The sequence below is a fragment of the Arthrobacter sp. TRD_SC_6 genome (genome assembly GCF_055361185.1).
On record NZ_CM143953.1, the window covers coordinates 3137418 to 3158827 of the forward strand.

The 21410-nt window shown below is 61.8% G+C and carries 16 protein-coding genes; 4 read left to right on the forward strand and 12 right to left on the reverse strand.

Annotated features, from left to right (window positions below):
* Positions 1–80: 80 nt before the first annotated feature.
* Positions 81–329, forward strand: a complete 249-nt coding sequence (locus ACWA1U_RS14890; RefSeq protein WP_019483052.1) for a WhiB family transcriptional regulator — start codon at positions 81–83, stop codon at positions 327–329.
* 106 nt (positions 330–435) lie between these two features.
* Here ACWA1U_RS14890 and ACWA1U_RS14895 read toward each other — a convergent pair whose 3' ends face one another.
* The 4 genes from ACWA1U_RS14895 to ACWA1U_RS14910 are packed head-to-tail and all read right to left on the reverse strand — an operon-like array spanning position 436 to position 8832.
* Positions 436–1932: a sensor histidine kinase gene (locus tag ACWA1U_RS14895; RefSeq protein ID WP_463722933.1), complete on the reverse strand. Its 1497-nt coding sequence runs from the start codon at positions 1930–1932 to the stop codon at positions 436–438.
* Positions 1933–1974: 42 nt separating this feature from the next.
* Positions 1975–6813: an NAD-glutamate dehydrogenase gene (locus tag ACWA1U_RS14900; protein WP_463722934.1), complete on the reverse strand. Its 4839-nt coding sequence runs from the start codon at positions 6811–6813 to the stop codon at positions 1975–1977.
* A 46-nt stretch (positions 6814–6859) separates the two neighbouring features.
* A complete protein-coding gene (locus ACWA1U_RS14905) occupies positions 6860–8185 on the reverse strand; it encodes an AAA family ATPase (RefSeq protein ID WP_463722935.1) in 1326 nt (441 codons plus the stop codon).
* Positions 8185–8832, reverse strand: coding sequence for an SAF domain-containing protein (locus ACWA1U_RS14910; protein WP_463722936.1), 648 nt, complete (start codon positions 8830–8832; stop codon positions 8185–8187). The genes ACWA1U_RS14905 and ACWA1U_RS14910 overlap by 1 nt, the downstream gene beginning before the upstream one ends.
* Positions 8833–9037: 205 nt before the next feature.
* Here ACWA1U_RS14910 and ACWA1U_RS14915 point away from each other — a divergent pair, with 205 nt between their 5' ends.
* Entirely contained in the window at positions 9038–9265 is a 228-nt protein-coding gene (locus ACWA1U_RS14915; RefSeq protein ID WP_463722937.1) for a helix-turn-helix domain-containing protein, read from the forward strand.
* 77 nt (positions 9266–9342) lie between these two features.
* Here the strand turns inward: ACWA1U_RS14915 and ACWA1U_RS14920 are convergent, their stop codons facing one another.
* Positions 9343–9936 (reverse strand): hypothetical protein, encoded by a 594-nt coding sequence (locus tag ACWA1U_RS14920; RefSeq protein WP_463722938.1) that lies wholly within the window; start codon positions 9934–9936, stop codon positions 9343–9345.
* A 96-nt stretch (positions 9937–10032) separates the two neighbouring features.
* On the opposite strand from ACWA1U_RS14920, the gene ACWA1U_RS14925 reads away from it, so the two are divergent.
* Positions 10033–10746 (forward strand): LysM peptidoglycan-binding domain-containing protein, encoded by a 714-nt coding sequence (locus tag ACWA1U_RS14925; protein ID WP_463722939.1) that lies wholly within the window; start codon positions 10033–10035, stop codon positions 10744–10746.
* An 11-nt stretch (positions 10747–10757) separates the two neighbouring features.
* Complete coding sequence (locus ACWA1U_RS14930; RefSeq protein WP_463722940.1) at positions 10758–11300, forward strand: Rv3235 family protein; 543 nt, start codon at positions 10758–10760, stop codon at positions 11298–11300.
* A 62-nt stretch (positions 11301–11362) separates the two neighbouring features.
* On the opposite strand, the gene secA is transcribed toward ACWA1U_RS14930, so the two are convergent.
* The 7 genes from secA to mtrA all read right to left on the reverse strand — a co-directional run bounded on the left by secA (position 11363) and on the right by mtrA (position 21354).
* Positions 11363–14095, reverse strand: a complete 2733-nt coding sequence (secA, locus tag ACWA1U_RS14935; RefSeq protein ID WP_463722941.1) for a preprotein translocase subunit SecA — start codon at positions 14093–14095, stop codon at positions 11363–11365.
* Positions 14079–15395 carry a winged helix-turn-helix domain-containing protein gene (locus ACWA1U_RS14940; RefSeq protein ID WP_463722942.1) on the reverse strand — a complete coding sequence of 439 codons (1317 nt, stop codon included), beginning with the start codon at positions 15393–15395 and terminating at the stop codon, positions 14079–14081. The genes secA and ACWA1U_RS14940 overlap by 17 nt, the downstream gene beginning before the upstream one ends.
* Positions 15396–15427: 32 nt before the next feature.
* Positions 15428–16156, reverse strand: a complete 729-nt coding sequence (hpf, locus tag ACWA1U_RS14945; RefSeq protein ID WP_463722943.1) for a ribosome hibernation-promoting factor, HPF/YfiA family — start codon at positions 16154–16156, stop codon at positions 15428–15430.
* A 169-nt stretch (positions 16157–16325) separates the two neighbouring features.
* Positions 16326–16958, reverse strand: coding sequence for a ComF family protein (locus ACWA1U_RS14950; protein WP_463722944.1), 633 nt, complete (start codon positions 16956–16958; stop codon positions 16326–16328).
* A 283-nt stretch (positions 16959–17241) separates the two neighbouring features.
* Complete coding sequence (locus ACWA1U_RS14955) at positions 17242–18810, reverse strand: LpqB family beta-propeller domain-containing protein (RefSeq protein ID WP_463722945.1); 1569 nt, start codon at positions 18808–18810, stop codon at positions 17242–17244.
* 137 nt (positions 18811–18947) lie between these two features.
* Entirely contained in the window at positions 18948–20591 is a 1644-nt protein-coding gene (gene mtrB, locus ACWA1U_RS14960) for an MtrAB system histidine kinase MtrB (protein ID WP_463725061.1), read from the reverse strand.
* A gap of 85 nt (positions 20592–20676) precedes the next feature.
* On the reverse strand, positions 20677–21354 hold the full coding sequence (mtrA, locus tag ACWA1U_RS14965; RefSeq protein WP_463722946.1) for an MtrAB system response regulator MtrA: 678 nt from the start codon (positions 21352–21354) through the stop codon (positions 20677–20679).
* Positions 21355–21410 lie beyond the last annotated feature (56 nt).

Consider the following 21410-nt stretch of genomic DNA (forward strand, 5'->3'; position numbering starts at 1 on the left):
CCGTAGTGGCCCCCTTTACTATGACACCACTCGTGAATGTTTTCACAAAAGCGCACGAGTCGTAAGGAGAAGTGATCCGCATGGACTGGCGTAGCCGTGCCGCGTGCCTCGATAAGGACCCTGAGTTGTTCTTTCCCGTGGGCAACACCGGACCTGCACTGCTTCAAATCGAAGAAGCGAAGAGCGTTTGCCGCCGTTGCCAGGTGGTTGACACCTGCCTGCAGTGGGCAATTGAATCCGGACAGGACGCCGGAGTGTGGGGTGGCCTGAGTGAAGACGAGCGCCGTGCGCTCAAGCGCCGCGCCGCGCGGGCCCGCCGAGCCTCATAGGACTGGCCAGAAGAACAGCATTGTCAGAGGGAGGGCACCTGCGGGTGCCCTCCCTCTGACGTGTACGTTGTGGTGCGAAGTGTGCGTTGGTGTTGCAGACGCCGGCCTACCGCCGCTTCAAAGCGTCCGGCGCCCCTGCCTCGTGACGGATGCCCATCGCGATGGTCACCTCAGTGCCTCCGCCTTCCCGGGAAGACCACTCTATCGATCCACCAAGCTCACTCGTGACGAGCGTGCGGACAATCTGGAGGCCAAGACCTTCGCTATAGCTCTCCGCTGGCAGGCCGACGCCGTCGTCTGCCACGGTCACTGAAAGGACCTCACCGTCCTCAGCCTCGCTCCGGTCCGCAGTCAGCCATACCGTTCCGGTCTGATTCGCGAGCCCGTGTTCCACGGCGTTGGTCACTAGTTCGTTGATCACCAGCGCCAGCGGGGTGGCGAAATCGCTCGGCAGTTCGCCGAACTCGCCGGAGCGCTCGGTGCGCACGGCTTGGGTTGGCGAGGCCACCTCGGCGGACAACCGGAACTGGCGCGCAATCAATTCGTCAAAGTCGACGCTCTGCGACAAGCCCTGCGACAGCGTCTCGTGGACGAGAGCGATAGTAGCCACCCGCCGCATCGCCTGCTCCAGCCCCTGTTTTGCTTCGTCACTGACCATCCGTCGGGATTGCATCCGAAGCAGGGCCGCCACAGTCTGGAGATTATTCTTAACCCGGTGGTGGATTTCGCGGATGGTGGCGTCCTTGGACACCAGTTCCATCTCCCGCCGTCTCAGTTCGGACACGTCGCGGCAAAGCACCAGCGCACCGAAGCGGTCCTTTTCATCCCGGAGCGGTATGGCGCGAAGCGAGAGGCTCACTCCGCGCGACTCAATCTCGGTTCGCCAGGGCATTTTCCCGGTCAGGACCAGCGGAAGTGTCTCATCGACAACGCGGCGGTCCTTCAGGAGCGGGGTCACAATCTCGGCAAGCGGCCTGCCCTCCAGAGTCTCAACATCCCCCAGGCGCCTGAACGCCGAGACGCCGTTCGGGCTTGCGTATTGGACGACCCCGTCAACGTCGAGCCGGATCAGCCCGTCTCCCACCCGAGGGGCACCCCGCCGGGAACCGGTAGGAGTAGCGAAGTCGGGCCACAACCCGAGTGTGCCCATCCGAAGGAGGTCGTACGCGCACTGCCGGTACGTGAGCTCAAGCCGTGAGGGCATCCTCGAACTGGACAGGTCCATGTGCGAAGTGACTACTGCGAGCGTGCGTCCGTTGCGCACCATCGGAACGGCCTCAACCCGCATGGCCATCTCGGTGGTCCAGTTAGTCTCACCGGACCGCTCGATCGCCTGGCTTTCCCACGCCTTTTCGACGAGGGGCAAAAGGTCGGCGCGGATGCGCTCACCGACGAAGTCGCTGTGAAATACCGTGTGCGACGTCGACGGCCGCACGTGCGCGAGGGCTACGTATCCGCCGTCGTGCAGTGGAAACCACAGCGCAAGGTCGGCGAAGGCGAGGTCGGCGACCATCTGCCAGTCCCCCACCAGAAGGTGTAGCCATTCCGCATCGCCAGGAGCGAATCCTGTGTGTTCGCGGATCGGGTCCGTGAAGATCGCCAACCTGTTTCTCCTCTACTTGCCGTGCGGTTACTTACCGCACGGTCACCGCACGATTGAACGCAATAAACGTAACGCAACCGAGAGTGAAGCCATGTCATCGCGTTCCAGCTGGTTCACCTCGGCGAACATTTTCTTTGCCCTCTCGAGGTGTTCAACATTCTGCTGTTCCCATTCCCGAAGCCTGCTGGTGGCCTCGGCGGGGAGCAGATGGGATGAACTGTTCATCACCGACACGGTCATCTCGGCCACCGTGGAATACAGGTCATCCCGAAGCGCGGCCCGGGCAAGAGCCTGCCAACGGTCCTCCCTGGGCAGGGAAGTGATCCGCTCCAGCAGGTTGTCCACATTGAAGCGGTCATAGATCGCGTAGTAGACCTCAGCGATGCGCTCGACAGGTTCGTCGATACGGCGGGAAATCAGCGCGACGTCAAGGAGTCCGAAGGATTCGAACTGTTCGGCCCAGCGCTGCGCGATGGAATCCGGAAGTCCCCATTCTTCTGCCCGCTCAAACCAGGTCCGCACGCGTGTCAGGTCACCACCGCGAACATAGTTGACCAGTTTGGTGCGCAGAGGATCGACCAGCGGCTTGAACGCTGCGATGTCTTCCTCGACCGAGGTGCCCCGCCCGACGTGGTTCACGAACCACCGCACGGCCCGGTCAAGAAGCCGCCGGATGTCGAGGTGGACCGTGGTCCAGCGCTCTGTCGGGAAGCTGGCCGGCAGGAGCGCGAGCTCGTCCATGATGCGGTCCAGCTCGTAGATTTCGCGCAGGGCAACGAAGGCGCGGGCCACCACGGATTCGGAAACCGAAGTCTCCTCCATGACGCGGAAAACGAAGGTGATCCCGCCCATATTCACCATGTCGTTCGCTATCACCGTCGAGATGATCTCTCGCCGCAACGGATGCGTATCGAGTTCCTCGTCGAAGCGCTCGACCAACTGACTGGGGAAGTAGTTCCGGAGGGTGTCCTTGAAGTACGGGTCGTCGGCGAGATCGCTCCGGGTGAGCGCCTTGGTGAGCTCGATCTTGGCGTAGGCGGCAAGCACGGACAGTTCCGGTGAGGTGAGACCCTGGCCCTGTTCAGTGCGTGCACGCAGTTCACTGTTGGTCGGGAGCGCTTCAAGCTCCCGGCTGAGGTCGGCATTGGTTTCAAGCCAGTCCATCAACCGCTCGAAACTGGGACTCCACTCGAGGACCCGCTGCCGGTCATTCAGAAGCAGCACGTTCTGATCGATGTTGTCCTTCAGTACGAGCTGAGCCACCTCACCCGTCATGGAGTGCAGGAACTCCGCGCGTTCCTCCGCCGGGAGCCGCCCGGTCCGCACCATGCGGTCCACGAAGATCTTGATGTTCACCTCGTGGTCCGAGCAGTCCACGCCCGCCGAGTTGTCAATGGCATCGGTGTTGAGGATGACCCCATTGAGTGCGGCCTCAATCCGGCCGCGTTGGGTCATGCCAAGGTTCCCACCTTCGCCAACGACCCGTGCCCTCAGTTCATTGCCGTTGACCCTGATCGCGTCGTTGGCCTTGTCGCCGACGTCGTTATGGGTCTCGGTGGAAGCCTTGACGTAGGTGCCGATGCCTCCGTTGTAGAGCAGGTCCACGGGTGCCGAAAGGATTGCCCTCAGCAGATCCGGCGGACTCATGGTCTCAACGGAGTCGGCGAGGCCGAGCACCGTGCGCACCTGGCTGGAAATGGGCACCGACTTCACGTGACGCGGGAAGATGCCGCCGCCGTCGCTGATCAGCTCGGCATTGTAGTCCTCCCAGCTAGACCGCGGCAGTTCGAACAGACGCTTGCGTTCAGCGAAAGACGACGGTGCGGCGGGGTTGGGATCAAGGAAGATATGGCGGTGGTCAAACGCTGCCACCAGGCGGATATGTTCGGATAGCAGCATTCCGTTGCCGAAAACGTCTCCGCTCATGTCACCAACGCCGGCAACGGTGAAGTCTTCCGTCTGGGTGTCAACGCCGAACTCGCTGAAGTGGCGCTTGACGGACTCCCATGCGCCCCGAGCGGTAATACCCATGACCTTGTGGTCATAGCCCACGGAGCCGCCGGACGCGAAGGCGTCCCCCAGCCAGAACCCGTACTCCGTTGAAAGCTCGTTCGCGATATCGGAGAAGGAGGCAGTGCCCTTGTCCGCGGCGACCACCAGGTAACTGTCGTCGCCGTCATGCCGGACGACACGTTCCGGAGGGACAACGATCTCCCCCTCCTCGGTGGTGACCAGGTTGTCGGTAATGTCGAGCAGCGCCCGGATAAACGTCCGGTAGCTTGACTGCCCTTCGGCCATCCAGGCCGCCCGGTCCTCCGTGGGATCGGGGAGCTGCTTGGCGTAGAAGCCGCCCTTCGCCCCAGTTGGGACGATCACGGCGTTCTTGACCGTCTGCGCCTTCACCAGCCCCAGGATCTCGGTGCGGAAGTCCTCGCGCCGGTCCGACCAGCGCAGGCCACCACGGGCGACCGCCCCGAAACGGAGGTGGACGCCTTCGACCTGGGGAGAGTAGACCCAGATCTCGAACTTGGGCCGCGGAAACGGTGCACCTTCGATGATCGAGGTGTTGAGCTTGAAACTGACGTGGCGCTTGTTCTGGAAGTAGTTGGTTCGCAGCGTGGCTTCGATCAGGTTGCCAATGGTGCGCAGCACCCGGTCGGCGTCAAGCGTGGGCACGTCCGCCAGACCAGCCTCGAGCTCGCTGCGGACCGCCGCCGTCGTCGTTTCCCGCTCTTCATCGGCGAGATCCGGATCGAAACGTGCCTCGAACAGGGCCACCAGGCACCGTGTCACCTCTGGATTGGCAAGGAGCGTGTCGCTGATGAATCCGTACGAGTTCATGTTGCCCAGCTGCCGTGCGTACTTCGCGTAGCTGCGCAGGATGACCACCTGGCGCCAGAGCAGGTTTTCCCTCAGCACCAGGCGATCAAATGAATCGGACTCGCTGGAAAGTGCGACGGCGGCCGCAAAAGCCTCCTCGAGCAGGGTCGCCGTGCCTTCCGGGTCAACCCCGTTCGGGTACTTCAGCCCCAGGTCATACAAGAAGAAGTCGCGCCCGTCAGACCGCTCGATCTCGAATGGACGTTCATCGAGCACCTCCAGTCCGAGGTTGTGGAGGAAAGGAAGGATTTGGCTCAGACTCTTGGGCTCCGTCAGGTACAGCTTGAGGCGGGCGTCCTCTTCGAGGTTCGCTCCAGCACCAGTCGGTACGTAGACGTGCATGATCGGGCCGGTGGTGTCGGGCCTGTCATACAGGGAGAACCTCTCGATGTCCTCCAGCGCATCCTCGACCTCGTAATCAACGCGGTAGGCCGCTGGGAAGGCCTCAGCCCACAACTGGGAGAACTGCTCAGCCTCACGATGGTTGAACCTGCCGCGCGCCACCTCGTCGATGCCCTCGGCCCATGACCGGGCGGCACCCACAAGCCGCTCCTCAAGTTCCGAAACAAGCACGTGCTCCACCTCCGCACCCTTGGGTAGGCGGATCCGGAAAAACAGCCGAGCCAGCGCGGATTCGCTCATCCTGGCTTCGTAGTCGATGGACTCAGCATTGAAGGTGCGGCGGAGCTCATCTTCAATGCGCAGCCGGACGCTGGTGGTATAGCGGTCCCTCGGAAGGTAGACCAGCGCGGACATGAACCGGCCGTAGGTATCCGGGCGCAGGAACAGCCGCGTACGGCGACGTTCCTGGAGCCGCAGGATGCCAAGGGCAGTCGTCACCAGGTCATCGACTTCAATCTGGAAAAGCTCATCGCGCGGGTAGGTTTCCAGGATCGACAGCAAGTCCTTGCCGGAGTGGGAGTCCGAGGGGAAACCGCAGCGTCGGAGGACCTCTGCGACTTTGTCCCGCACGATCGGAACATTCCGCACCGAGCCTGTGTAAGCGCTGGTGGCGAACAGTCCAATGAACCTGCGCTCACCGCACACGTTTCCCTGCTGGTCGAACTGCTTTATACCGATGTAGTCAAGGTAGGCTGCGCGGTGAACGGTCGAGCGGGAGTTGGCCTTAGTGATGACCAGTGCCTGCTTCTCGCGTGCTTTCGCCCTGCCTGCCTGGGTCAGGTGCTGGACTGCGCGCCCGTCGACAGGGTGACGCAGCAGGCCGAGACCGCTCTCCCCGCGCACGCGCAGGACGTCTTCGCCGTCCTCCGTGACAAGGTCATATTCCTTGTAGCCAAGAAAAGTAAAGTTCCCGCTGTCGAGCCAGGTCAGCAGTTCCTGCGCCTGGTCAAGATCCGGGATCCCAGCGGATTGGAGAACACTCTCCAGCGCACGGGCAATCTCGCGGACCTTGCTACGCATCGGCGGCCAGTCTTCAACAGCCGCACGCACGTCTGCAAGCACCCGGTGCAGCCCGTCGATGATGGCCGCTTTTCGGGCGGAATCGCCGATACGCCCCACTTCCACCGCGATCCACGACTCAACGTGGGCGCTGGTGTCACTCGTAGCGCCAAGCTCCGAGAGGTTTGGCAGCGCCGCTGTGTCACCGCTGGAAATCCCGGCAGTCGAAGGCACCCGCCGCAAACGCTGCAGCTCATGGGACTCACGGTCCCGGACTGCCACGAATGTCGGATGCACAACCAAGCGAATGGCGGCGCTTTGCCGCACCAGTTCCGCGGTGACTGAGTCCACCAGGAACGGCATGTCGTCGGTGACGATCAGGACGACGCTGGCATCCTCCTGATCGAAGACATCCACCCGGGCAACACCGGTTGGCCGGATCGCGGCCGCCGAGCGATGCTTTAGCGCACGTTCCGCAAGGGCGTCCGGCGAGTAGGCGCCGGCGTCGTCCTCTGCGAGGTGCTGGTAGTAGTGCGAGATGAACTCGGTGAGTGAAGTGTCAGAGCTGGACTGTTCCGTGGTGCTGGATCCAGACGACATGAACCGCCTCCGTAACGAAATGAAAGGCCGCCCCTTTGCGACCCCCTTACTGTGAGAGCCTAACGCCGTTGCCTGAAAACTTCATTTCGTTGTGAGGTGCTCCAGTAGAGCTTCGCCGACGTTGTTCAACCGGTGCAACGACAAGCGATGCAATTGCCTGGCGCAGCGGCGAGGTGGGCGCTGACTCGCAGAGCGTTGAGCCAGCGAGCAGGGCTGCATCAGCGGCCTGGAAATCGGCCGGAAGAAAAGCCGAGATCACCGATGAAGGCCCGAACCGCCCCCATGCTTCGCGCAGCTGCCGCTCCGGTGACCGCCCTACCGACGAGGCACGGACCTTGTTGAACAGAACGCGCGGGGACGCCGTCGGAATTGCCTCCTCCAGTTCCGTCAGTCCCCTGACCAGGCGCGGCACCCCGATGGAGTCAGCGGCGCCAATTGCGTAGAGCTCGTCGGCGAGTTCAAGGCAGCGCAGGGTGGCGCCGTTCCGCCGGGGCGCCAAGGTATCGAAACTGAGTTCTTCGTCCGCCTCCAGCCCAAACCCGCAATCGATCACGATGGTGTCTGCAATACCGCGGGCCACCTGGACCACGCGGGTGAGCGCCGACGGCCGCACTTCGGCCCAACGGTCGGGGCGCGTGATACCGGTGAGCACCTTGAGGGAGCTGCCGTTGATCAGCACTTCCGCGCACACGCGTCTCAATACAGTGGTGTCCAATGTTCCCTGGTCAGCGAAGCGGCATGCCTGCGCGAGGGCGGCAGACTCATCCAGCAGCCCTAGGGAAGCGGCCACGCTGGCACCATAGGTGTCTGCATCGATCAATAGGACGCTCGACCCAGACGCGGCGAGTTCGGCGGCAATGTTGACGGCCACGGTTGTGCGGCCGGGAGCGCCGGTAGGGCCCCACACGGCGATCACCCGTCCCGCACCTTCAGGCTCAGAGGCTGGCTCCGGCGAGGGCATTCGAGGGGCAAGTGCCCGGGAGGTGTCGGCGAAGGAACTGTCCTGCCGCTGCTCCCGTTGTCGATCAAGGTCGGCTACAGCGGCCGAAACCTCATCGGCCAGAACGGACGCCTCGACGTCGACCTGGACATGCCTTACGTCCAGCAAACGCAGACGCTCCGCGGCGTCGTCGTCCGCGACGAGCGCCACTACGGCGACATCAGCCGCGCGAAGCCGGTCAACCAGGGAGGCCGTAAGAACGCCGGCATCGAAAGTGATGATCGCCGCCCGCGCGATGCCGGTCTGGCACGCCGCAATCATTTCCGTGAATTCCTCGCACCGGCGGACGACCGTCACGGGGCCGCGTAGCTGCTCGAGCCCGGTCACGCAGTCTCCTGCCGCCTGGCCCACGGTGACTACAGGAATACTCATCAGGCTCCCGCATTCACAACGACGGCGATCCTGGCTTCATTCGACAATGCACTCAACAGCTTGGGCATCGTTGAATCATCGACCAGGACGAACACCCGCACCGATTGGCTGGCCCCTAGAGCTGAGTCTTCTTCCTTGTAGTCGTAGATTTCCGCTCCTTCCAGGAGAAGTTCGGGCTCGCCGTAAGCATTTGTCCCGTCGCTTAATGAGACCCAGACGTCCACCCGGTCCCCCGTAGCCGTCCCGGCTGGCAGCGGGTCTTCGACGGTCAGCCCGACCGGCTTGCGGTCAAGCGCATCAGCTGACCCAATGCTGGACGCAGGTAAGAGTTCGCCCTTGCGGACGAGGCTTTGGGCCACAGCATTCTCAGGGATGCCCTCATCTTCAAGTCGGTAGGAGCTCTCGGTATCACCGAGCCGGACGGGGACTAGCTGGAAATCGTCTTCCGATAGTTCCGCGCCCACCGGCAGGTCTTCCCTTGCCGCGTATACGTTCGTTGTGGTGTCCACTCCCTTCACGAGAGCGACAACACCCCCAATGGAAACGCAGACGAGAAGCAGCCCGATCAGAAGCCGCGGATCCTTCCAGGACGGCTTGCGGAGGCGCATCGGCGCGCTTGATGGTGGACTTTCGGTTTTGAGACTCACTTCTACTCCCCTGCTTGCCAAAGTCGGGTTCCCATAACAGCCCGACGGTAACTGCCGAAGCAATTCTCTTGCACCGAATCGACAAACGGAAACGAACGACCGGAACCGGCGCGAAATTGTGGATAACTGCCCGTCTGGGCATGATCTTGGTGGCAAGATAGGTGGGTCAGGTTTGTTGCATTAAACGAAGGGAAAGGCGGCTTTCGTGGCAACGAAACGATTCATGACGCTGGCTGATGTGGGGGAAGTCCTCAACATATCCTCGTCACAGACGTATGCACTGGTGCGCTCAGGCGAACTACCGGCCATTCAGGTGGGCGGCCGCGGCCAGTGGCGCGTGGAGACTCAAGTCCTGGAGGACTACATTTCCCGCGCCTACCAAAAGACGGCCGCAAGCGTAAAAGACGGAGTACACGCCGAGCAGGAAGTCTGAGTCTCAGTTAGGGGCGGCGCATCACACGCGCCGCCCCTTTACTTTGCCCAATTAGGCCCGGCCTGCGGGTTGACCTGCTAGTTCCTGGAAGCGACTGCCGCTATTCCGCCAAAGGCCACCGCATAGACGGCACCAACGTTCGCTGACCGCCGCGGCTCTCCCGGAAGTACGGCGGCCACTTCGATGAAGTCCTTGCCGACCCGGTCGATGGTGCCGTCGATACGTCCGCCGTCCACGCCATGCAGCGACACTGGTGCCCGGTCCCGTGCAAGCGTGCGCAGGGCGGACGCCAATCCAAGAGCAGCCTGAACCCGGGACCGTTCGATCGCCACGCTGCGGCCCAGGCCTTCCACGACCAGAATTGCGCCGACGGGGATGAGGGTTTCCCCGGCGGTCCCGACCAAGACGATCCATTCGGACCCGACATGGGTCAACGTGCCCTCATGCGTTGTGCCACCTACCACCCGGACCCGGAGCACCAACCCTGCCTGCCCACGCAGCCTGTCAACGAGGCTGATCTGCGACTGCTCGAGCCTTACGCGATCAGCGACGTCGGCGTCCTCTGCCGCCCTTTCTGAGGCGTAAAGCTGGGCTTCCAGATCGTCGAATAGGGCATTCCATCGCATCTGGCCAGCGTATGGTCCGGCTTTCACCCGGTCAAGAATGGACATTCACTTCGTTCACGTGTAGACAAGTGACTGTAAACGACGCAAACAACACCAAACTGCATCAAATGCATGGAACGGGGAACGATGAGGCAGCACGGGATGGAAGTCTTGTTGGCGGCGATCGTGCTTTGCCTGGGCGGAGTCCTTTGGGCGGCCGGGAGTGAACTGGCGGGCAGTTTAGACGCGGGCTCCGGCTCCCTCACTCTCGAACAACTGATCGGTTTGGCTGTAAGCGTGCTTGGCATCGCCGTCGTGGGTTGGTGGGTTCTAACCTTCCTGCTTGCCATTGCCGCCGAATTGCTGGCCCGCTGCGGGATGGAATCAGGGGCAGAGCATGCCCGAAAACTTTCCCCGGCCTTCATGCGTCGCTTCGCCACTGCGCTGCTCAGCATCAATCTGCTCGCCGTGCCGGTAGCGAACGCGTCTACGGAATCAGGACCAGGTACCCAATCTGTGCGGGTTCTGGCGGGAGAACAGTCGGCATCGGCACAACTCACCCCGCTCTGGACAGCACAGGACGTAAGCGCTGTCCCAAAGCCGCAATGGCAGCCAGCCCCATCTCCCGCCGGAGGAAGCCTGCTGATCAAAGCGGACCGAGCAACCCAATCCCCCGCAACGGGCGCTCGTGAAGTGGTAGTGCAGCCAGGCGACTCCCTGTGGATTATCGCGGCGAAGCAAATGGGCCATGAGGCTACTGATGCAGCGATAGCGGAGGCCTGGCCACGATGGTTTGAGGCAAACAAGCAACTGATCGGTAACAATCCCGATCTACTCCGACCGGGGCAGGTTCTCACCGCGCCCGCTGGACTTTAAGGAAGCGAGCTATGGATATGAATGCAGTTGCCGAGTGGGCTCCTACTAACGCCCTGAATTCTCTCGCAGCAGTCAGCGGATCACCGATGCCACTACAGCGCAGGCATGTGGTGCAGCGCGAGGATGCCCAGGTGATCTCGCTGAAAGCACGCAACTACCCCGCCCCGACCCCGGAACCGGAAGTACCGGGTGAGCTGGAGGCTGTAGCGCGCAAGGCTGCACGTGGCGCCCTCGAAGTACTCGGCGGGACGAGGCCCCTTCAGCAGATGGCCAGGCTGCTTGACGCCCGCAGCTACGAACGCCTGCAGCTCCGGGCAAACCTGGTCCGCAGCGTTGAGCAGGCCAGTGAAGCTGGGCGCCGAAGTGCCGCTTCCGCTACCTCAACGCGGCTACACCGCAATGTCATGATCCGGACGGTGCGGATCTGCGCGATCACCGACTCCGTCTTCGAAGCATCCGTGGTTGCTGCCGAGCAGCAGCGTGCACGGGCAATAGCGCTTCGAATCGAAAGATGGCGGGGTCAGTGGTGCGTCACCGAACTCCAAATCGGCTGACGGTGGCCTGCGCCACTGACCTACCACTGAGGCGCTCGGTTGAATATCTCAGGCGGAAAGGGTCACTTCCGACGACGCTTAGAGTTGGACCGCTGCTCAGTGCCGCTGTCCTTGCCGTTCTCAGCAGTCGGGCGCTGGCGCTCGACCCTCGTCTCGACTTCTCCCTGCGCGTTTGGTGCCGTGTAGTTCAGGCTGGCGGGGCGCTCTGGCGCTTCGAGGCCTGCAGCCTTGATAGATGGCGTGCTGATGAGTCCGCGACCGTCCGCTACACCCGGAAGTCCGGTTTGCTGGGCGGGAGTCACCTCAACCTCAAGATTGAAGATGTACCCGATGCTCTCCTCGCGGATGGCTTCCATCATCGCCTGGAACAGGATGAAGCCTTCGCGCTGGTACTCGACCAGAGGGTCGCGTTGGGCCATGGCACGCAGCCCGATACCTTCCTTCAGGTAGTCCATCTCGTAGAGGTGTTCCTGCCACTTGCGTCCGATCACCGAGAGAACCACGCGCCGCTCAAGTTCACGCATGGACTTCTCGCCAAGGGCTTCTTCCCGTTGCTGGTAAGCGACTTTCGCGTCGGACAGAATTTCCGCGTGCAGGAAGTCCCTGGTCACCTTGGACCTGCCGCCTGCTTCCTCCACTACCTCGTCGATAGTCAGGCTGATCGGGTAAAGGGTCCGGAGGTTGGTCCAGAGTTGCTCGTAGTCCCAGTCATCTCCGTGGCCCTGCACTGTAGCCTCGTCAACCATCGCTGTAACTACGTCCTCAAGGAAATGTGAAACCTTCTCGTGCAGGTCATCTCCCTCAAGAATCCGGCGGCGGTCGCTGTAGATCGCTTCGCGCTGGCGGTTCAGGACGTCGTCGTACTTCAGGACATTCTTGCGTTGCTCGGCGTTGCGGCCCTCAACCTGCCCCTGAGCGTTCTCGATGGCCTTGGAAACCATCTTGGATTCGAGCGCAACATCATCGGGCATCGTCGAACTGTTCATGATGCGTTCCGCAGCGCCGGAATTGAACAGGCGCATCAGGTCATCAGTAAGTGACAGGTAGAAACGCGAAGCTCCAGGGTCTCCCTGGCGACCCGACCGTCCACGCAACTGGTTGTCGATGCGACGCGACTCGTGGCGCTCTGTACCGAGCACGTACAGGCCACCGGTCTCCCGGACCTCTTCCTGCTCTGACTCAACGTCCTGCTTCGCCGCAGCGAGGGCATTCGGCCACTCAGCCTCATACTCGTCGGGATTCTCCGCAGGGTGGAGGCCCTTCTTCTCCATGGCAGTGACCGCATTGAACTCAGCGTTTCCGCCAAGCATGATGTCCGTACCACGGCCGGCCATGTTGGTGGCAACCGTCACCGCGCCTTTCCGTCCAGCCTGCGCTACGATCGCGGCTTCGCGGGCGTGGTTCTTTGCGTTAAGAACCTCATGCCTGATGCCCGCCTTGGCGAGCTGCTTCGACAGGTACTCGCTCTTCTCTACGGACGTGGTTCCAACCAGCACCGGTTGGCCCTTCTCATGCCGCTCCGCAATATCCTTGACGACTGCCTCAAACTTGGCAACCTCGTTCTTGTAAATGAGGTCCGAACGGTCCGCGCGAACCATTGGCCGGTTGGTTGGAATGGGCACCACACCCAGCTTGTACGTGCCCATGAACTCAGCGGCTTCGGTCTCAGCCGTACCCGTCATGCCGGAAAGCTTCTCGTAGAGACGGAAGTAGTTCTGCAGCGTCACAGTGGCGAGTGTCTGATTCTCCGCCTTGATTTCGACGCCTTCCTTGGCCTCGATCGCCTGGTGCATGCCCTCGTTGTAGCGGCGCCCGGCGAGGATACGGCCAGTGTGCTCATCGACGATCATCACTTCGCCGTTGAGGACCACGTAATCCTTATCCCGCTTGAAGAGTTCCTTCGCCTTGATGGCGTTGTTTAGGAAACCAATCAGGGGTGTGTTGGCGGATTCATAAAGGTTCTGGATGCCGAGGTAATCCTCGACCTTCTCGATGCCTGCTTCGAGGACACCGACCGTCCGCTTCTTCTCGTCCACCTCATAATCAGCGTCCCGGACGAGGCGGGTGACAACTTTGGAGAATTCGGTGTACCAGCGGTTTACGTCGCCGGAAGCCTGGCCCGAGATGATGAGCGGTGTACGGGCTTCATCGATAAGGATCGAGTCAACTTCGTCGACAATCGCGTAGTTGTGGCCGCGCTGTACCAGCTCGGCAGCGCTCCACGCCATGTTGTCGCGCAGGTAGTCGAACCCGAACTCGTTATTGGTGCCGTAAGTGATGTCGGCCGAGTACTGCTCACGGCGGGTCGCGGGGTCCTGTTTGGACAGGATGCAGCCGCAGCTCATCCCGAGAAAGCGGAAGACCCTGCCCATGAGGTCCGATTGGTATTCAGCGAGGTAATCGTTGGTGGTGACGACGTGCACGCCTTTTCCTGTCAGCGCGTTGAGGTAGGCAGGGGCCGTTGCAACGAGAGTCTTTCCTTCGCCGGTCTTCATTTCGGCGATGTTGCCGAGGTGCAGGGCAGCGCCTCCCATGAGCTGGACGTCGAAGTGGCGAAGACCGAGCGTGCGGCTTGCTGCCTCACGGACTGCTGCGAAGGCCTCGGGCAACAGGGCTTCGAGAGTCTCGCCGTCCTGGTAGCGCTGCTTGAGCTTGTCGGTTTCTCCGCGCAACTCCTCGTCGCTGAGGGCGCGGAACTCGTCCTCGAGAACGTTGATCGCGTCAGCGTAGTTTCGGAGTTGCTTCAGTGTCTTCTTATCGCCGGTACGAAGGACTCGTTCAAGAAGTGATGGCACTGGTATTTGCTCCCAATCTAGGTACGCCGCTTTCCGGCGTGTTTAGTCTACGTGAGAGACGTGCTGTCCCCCGATTTAGTTCCCTGCTGCTGTTTCGGGCGAGCCAGGCCGCTAATTCCTCCGCCAGATCGCCGAGCGGTGCGACGCTTATTTCGCCCAGACCAAGCCACTCGGCCATGAGTTCCAACTCCGCAGCCAGTTCCTCGGTGGTGTCCATGGGCCTGCCCGGTTCGCCGTGTGCTGCCCGGACCAAAAGCCGGCCCTGCGCTCGGTCCGCTTTCAAGTCAACCCTCGCCACCATACGGTCACGCAGCAGAAACGGAAGCACGTAGTAACCGTACTGTCGCTTCTCAGCAGGGGTGTAAATCTCAAGTCGGTAGCGGAAGCCGAACAGTGCCTCCAACCGTCTGCGCTCAAAGACCATGGAGTCGAACGGACTCAGCAGGGCCCGGCTGGTTGCCTCCCGAGGGAGTACTGAACCCGCGAATCGGTAGGCTGGTTGGGCCCACCCCGTTATAACCACCGGCATTACCACCCCACGTTGCACAAGGGTGTGAACTGCCGCAGCGGCAGCTTTGATCGGAATCCTGAAATAGTCCGCGATGCACCGGATTGTTCCTACGCCAAGCGCTTCAGCAGCCCGCTCCACGAGGTGCAGGTAGGCGTCTTCCAAAGGCATCTCGAGCCGTGCGTGGGCCGGATCCGGCACCACTTTCCGTGTGAGTGCGTAGCGGCGCTCGAACTGGGATGTACGCCCAGCCGACGACACGAGGCCCTGCTGGAACAGATCCTCGAGGACTCGCTTGACCGAGGACCAGTTCCATCCCCACTGATCCTTGGTGCGTTCTTCATCGTGGCCGATCCGGTCCTGCACCTGCGCAGCCGTGAGCGGACGGGAACCGGCGAGCAGGTTGAGGATTTGCCCGCTCAACGAGTCCCGCACCTCACCCGGGAGGGAGACGGCGCTAGCCCATTTCCTGCTTTGGGTAGCAGCCAGGTAGGGAAACAGCGCGGGCCTGATGAAGCTTGCCTCATGGGCCCAGTACTCCACCATGCGACGCGGCGCCTCGCCAGCCGAACGGTCAAGGAGGGATCGGTCGTAATTCCCGAGCCGGGCGAACAATGGCAGGTAGTGACTGCGGGCGAGCACGTTCACTGAGTCGATCTGCAGGAGCTGGATGCGCTCAAGGGTACGGCCCACCTCACGCATTCCTGCGGTTTTGGTAGGCCGTGTCCTTGCCAGCCCCTGAGCCTCCAGCGCGATGCGCCGGGCCTGCGGAAGAGTCAGGGTTGTGCTCATTGCTTGATCATAGGTGCCTGTTCTGCGGGAGCTTACGCGGAGGCCGATTCACGCGACCGGTAGGCGACGAGTTCCTCGTGGGGATCCTCGGGGCCATCCGCGCACTTGGAGTCGAGGGTGATGACTCCGTAGGTCCACCCCTGGCGTCGGTAGACCACCGAAGGTGCCCCGGTTTGCGAATCGACGAAAAGATAGAAGGCGTGGCCTACCAGTTCCATGTTGTCCACGGCGTCATCGAGGCTCATTGGGCTACCGGAGAACACTTTCCGGCGAATCAGCACGGGCGAATCGCCGGCGGGGACATCGTTCTCGATTTCATAGCCGGTCTGTTCCGCCGAACCATCACCCTGGCCCTGGCCCGTGTGGTCGGGGGATTCAGCGTAGATTGGCTGGCTGGTGCTGGCTGGTTCCAGGGTGGCGGTCGCCTCTCTCACCGCGACGGGAGTATGCCGGCCGTGGTGTACTTTGCGCCGGTCCCTCGCCCTGCGCAGCCTTTCAAGGAGTTTGCTGTATGCCAGGTCGAATGCCGCGAACTTGTCAGCAGCCGTCGCCTCTGCCCGAATCACCGGCCCTCTGCCGAGCACCGTCAGCTCTACCGTGAGCGCGCTGTCCGCCTGCCGTGCGTGGGGCTCTTTGGTAACTTTTGCGTCGACCCTCTGGACCTTGTCCCCGAGCTGTTCGATTTTGTCGATCTTCTCTTCCGTGTACTCCCGGAAGCGGTCAGATACTGCGAGGTTCCGGCCATTGATCATGAATTCCATAGTGCCCTCCAAAATCGCTTAGGTGACACAACAGCGGCCGAGGAAATTCTCCTTCCAGCCGCTGTCGATGGGTAACTGTCTTCGTTGCGATACCCATACTTCACGTTAGTTCACCCAATGTTTGAATACACCCCCAGTGGTGGCTTTTTTTCGGTGGGTTTGCTGGGAGTCACCTGTCAGATTCCTGACGACCGGGAGCTGAGGTCGCAGCGATAACCACAGCGCCGGCCACGTAGGCACCAGCCCCGCGGAGCACCCTGGCGGTCTCAGCGATGGTCGCGCCGGTGGTGAGAACGTCGTCGACGATGAGGCAGGTGCGGCCGCGCATCAGCTCGCTGTAGGCCGGTACCGCAACCATGCTCCCGGCAACGTTGGACTTCCGTCGTCGTCGTCCGAGGCCTTTCTGCGCAGAACCGGATCCGAACGCCTTAGGCAGCGCGAGCACCCGGATGTGACGGACCGCTGGAACGACGACGGCGCCCCGCGGCAGTTCTCCACGCCGCTCCAGTCCGCCCAAAAGCAGGGACACGGGATCGTAGCCGCGCCGCCGGACTGACGAACCTTTGGGAGGAACGGGAACAAGTACGACGGCGGCATGTGGCGTGCGCAGCGTAGCCGCGGCGTTGTGGAGGGCGCCGGCAAGCGCAGCCTGCAGCGGTCGCTGGACATCTGTGTGCCCGTGGTTCTTGAAAGCCAGGAGCGCCGCGGCAAGCGCTTTGGCGTAGACGCCGGCGGCTATCACCGGGAGCGGCACGAAGCTTCCCCCGTCGCACAGGTCGGCGGGCACACGCTGTTCCGCCACGGGCAGCCCTTCAGCCGACGCCTCTGCGTGGAAAGGCCGAACGGTTGCGCCTCTTAGTGCCGCCAGGCACGGAAAGCACAGGGAAGTATCCGGTTCCTCGCAGACGACGCACTCCGTTGGGAAAACGAGTGACCAGCACTCCCTTACTCCTCCGCTGACCGCGGAGCAGGCCCGCAGCAGGCGCGCTTCATCAAGCTTTCGCCACAGCCAATCCAAGTGCATCCTTCAACGGTGCCAGAGCACCGCGGCCAACTGTTGGGGGCGGAGGCTTCCTGTGGATATCTCAGCCTGGGAACGCCGGATACTTCGCTTCGACCTTCTGACTGGTCCAGGCAGTCCCGACCAACTGCCAGATAGTACTGCCGCTTTGTGCAAAAATTTCGGTGCGTCCGTTACCTGCGCTCAGGTACTCGATGATTTGCGGCGTCTCGCCGGTGGGTGGCTGCAACTCGACCGGTTCTTGTCCAAATGAAATCAAATAAGCCGCAGCCGGCGCTTTGGAGGACGTGTCAGCAACGAGAACACTCGTTTCGGTGACCCATTTTGCTGTGTCTACTCTTCCGGTCACATCAAGCGCGATCGGTTCGCTGAGAGACTGTGGAACTCCATCCTCGCTACGGCTGACGCCGGCGAGGAGGAGTTGACTCCCCCCTGATTGCTGAGCCACGATCAGCACCCTGGCCCCGTCCCTGGAGACTCTGACTTCAGTGATCACCCGGTTTCCCAGCCAGGGAGCCAACACCTCTACGGCTTCCTCGGCACCGCCGCCCGGAGGGACAGCCCGGATGGTGGAAACCCCGGCGGCGGAACCTGCGGTCCAGATCCAGTTGGCCGGATCGTAGCTTGGCGTGGTCAGGTTGGTCCCGGCCAGCACCGTCCTGACGGCCTGCCCGGCGCCGGTTGAGTACAGGGTGGTTCGATCAGCGCTGAGGAAGGCGAAGTTCTGGCTGTCATAGGAGATCGCGGGGTCAACCGGTTCGAGCTCTGCAATCGAGGGCACATCCGGGAGGGGGCCAAGCTGGCCGCCCTCGAGAATTGCTAGCTCACTCTCCGCGATAACCACCTGCTCATTACCCACCTGTGGGTCCTTGAGCGCGGTCAACTCGGTGTTTCCGTCAGCCAGGGAGAGCGTGCCTGCCCGCAGGTCCACCGAATTGACGTCATTCTGCTGAAGAAGCGTGACTCTCAGCTGTTGCTCCATCTTGATTCGCTGGAGATCATCGGCACTGTTCAGAACTTCCTCGGTAAGATCGACGGTCGCAGTACCCGATTCAATCGGGACTGATTCAACGGCCAGTGCGGTATTTTCCGGGAACGCGCTGATTACCGCACCCTGGAGGTAGGGAGCAGGCCCGTCGATGAGAGCCTCCACTATGTTGGTCACGATGCCCTGCCGGTTGACGAACCAGCGGATGTCCGGCACAAAGTACTCAGCACTGTTGTTGTAGAAATACAAAGCCTTGGACTCAAGAAGGTTTGTGGCGTCCGCGGTGGATATCAGGATCCCGTCGGGTATTTCCGCCACCCGCCACTCGTCTCCGACTTTTTCCATGCGCACTGTCAGCGATTCAGTGGTGCCAGGCGCCACGTCACGCCTTATTCCGGCGGCATCGATGTAGGCGGCTACTTGGAATTGGAGCTGGAGCTCATCCTCCGCGGGGGTGGAACCGATGACCCAGTCCGACCGGTAGACGGTGATTCTTTCCTCGGGCTGCCACGTCTGACCCAGCTCCGGTGTCAGGTGCTGCCGCGCGACGCTGTAGTTGTCAGAAACCCCCAACCCAGCAGAAAGGAAGCCCTGGAGGATGGCGGTTGGCGAACCTCCTTCCGGCGGTGACAGGGGATTGTTCACGAAGCCCCCCCTCGTGGGCTGGGGCTCTGCCACGGCGCTGATCGTGGACACGGGCCCCGCGGTGGGGATCGAAGAACAAGCGGAGAGCAACACCACAAAAAGCCAGACAATCCCCCAACGCGCACCGCGAAGCAGGTTCACCAGGAATCACCGCCGACCGTCCCGTGCAGTGTCGGCACGGCGTCCGGATCTGTAGACGCGGCAGTGGGTCCTGGTCTGGGAGGGAGCGCGTCCTGGCGCGGTGGCAGCGGAAGCGGCGAGACTTTCAGCATCGCCTCTCGGCGCTTTGGAAGCGTGAGACGAAAGCAGGAACCTTCTCCCGGTGAACCCCACGCCTGCAGCCAGGCGCCGTGAAGACGGGCGTCCTCGGTTGCAATGGACAATCCAAGGCCGCTGCCTCCGGTGGTTCGGGCACGCGCAGGGTCAGCCCTCCAGAAGCGGTCAAATACGCGGGCAGCGTCGAGGGCGGTCATGCCTATTCCGTAATCGCGGACTGCAACCGCCACTGCGTCGGGACTGGAGGCAACGTAGATACTGATCGGCCTTCCCTCGCCATGTTCAAGTGCGTTGAGGACCAAATTACGCAGAATCCGGTCGATGCGACGTGGATCCACATCGACAACGCAGTTCGTCTCGTTGGAGATGACTGTGATTTCCGACTTGAGGTTCTCAGCCAGCGGTTGAGCTCCGTCGATGACGTGATTGACCAGCTGGAAGATGTCGGTCGGCTCCGCATCCAGCACCGCAGCGCCGGCGTCGAACCGGGAAATTTCCAGCAGGTCCGCAAGCAGCGACTGGAACCGTTCCACCTGGTTGTACAGAATCTCAGCCGAACGGCGGTTGACCGGATCAAAGTCTGTGCGCGCATCATGCAGCACCTCGGCCGCCATGCGCACGGTAGTCAACGGGGTCCTCAGTTCGTGTGAGACGTCGGAAACAAAACGCTGCTGCATCTGAGACAACTCGGCGAGTTGGGTGATCTGGTCCTGGAGACTGGCAGCCATGTGATTGAAGGACGCGCCGAGCCTAGCGACCTCATCTTCTCCCTGCGTCTCCATGCGTTCCTGCAGCTGGCCGGCAGCAAGTTTCTCGGAGACAAGTGCTGCGTGGCTGACAGGGCCAACAATGCTTCGCGTGACCAACCAGACGATCGCACCGATGGTCAGCAGCAGCAGCGTTCCACCGATCCAGATGACCCCGTGAATGTAGTCGAGCGTGGCCTGCATCGACGAGAGATCGTAGAGCAGATACAGGGAGTACTTGGTTTGGTCGGGGGGGAGGGTCACCTGGGTACCGAACGCAATACCGGGAACCTTGTACGCGACGCCTGACGCAGCCACTTCAAGGGTGGTGGGTGCCCAGTAGAGATCCTGGTCTCTGCGGACAGCGTCCACGAGGTCAGTCGGGATAGCCGAGGACTCCACTAGGCTATTGCTGGCAAAAGGCGTCACGTAGTAATCGGTGTCCTGTTCGGGCACTCTTGCGAGCATGAATTGTCTTGGAGCATCGGCGCCGCCCCCCTCCAGGCTCGGAAGGGTGTCATCGACCAGTTGTCGCGTTGACTCGCGGTCGTCGGCAGACGTTTGGGCGAAAATCTGCTTGACCTCACTAAGCCCTGCACTTGCTTCAGCCTGAAACTGTTCCAGCCGTTCCTGGTAGAGCCCGTTGGCGATCTGGTTGGAGAGGAACGCGCCAACAGCAATGAGCGCGACGGCGGAGAGCACAAGGGTGGAGGTCACGGTACGGAACAGCAATGACCGGCGCCAGCGCCGCGAAACCATTGCCAGGATGGAGCGAATCCACCGCCAGGCCCGCTCTGCAACCGCTGCCGCAGAGCGGAGAGCCTGGCTCACATGCCGCTTCAACTTACGCTTGTCCTGCCTTATATCCAACGCCTCGAACGGTAAGCACAATCTCGGGGGCCTCTGGATCGCGTTCGATCTTCGACCTCAGCCGTTGCACATGGACATTAACGAGCCGGGTGTCTGCTGCGTGCCGGTAACCCCACACCTGCTCAAGCAACAACTCACGCGTGAAGACCTGCCAGGGTTTGCGTGCAAGTGCCACCAGCAGGTCGAATTCCAGCGGGGTGAGTGAGATACGCTCGCTGGCGCGCGTCACCGCGTGCCCGGCAACATCGATGCTGACCTCACCGATCTTCAGCGTTTCGGGAGTTTTCTGGTCCCCTGGCCGCAGCCTCGCCCGGACACGGGCCACCAATTCCGCCGGTTTGAAAGGCTTCGGCACGTAGTCGTCGGCCCCTGACTCAAGGCCGCGAACGACGTCGGACGTGTCGGACTTGGCCGTGAGCATGACGATCGGGAGGTCGGACTCGTTGCGGATCTGGCGGCACACCTCGATGCCGTCCACACCGGGAAGCATCAGGTCCAGAAGCACAAGGTCGGGTTTGGAACTCCTGAAAATCTCAAGCGCCTGTGCCCCGTCTGCGCAGAACACAGGATCGAAACCATCATTGCGGAGGACTATGCCAATCATCTCAGCCAGTGCTTCGTCGTCGTCTATGACCAGAATGCGTGCCTTCATGACTACATAATCTCCCATTGCCCCATCGATGTCGCTTCGGCGCGCGCCGAAGCCCC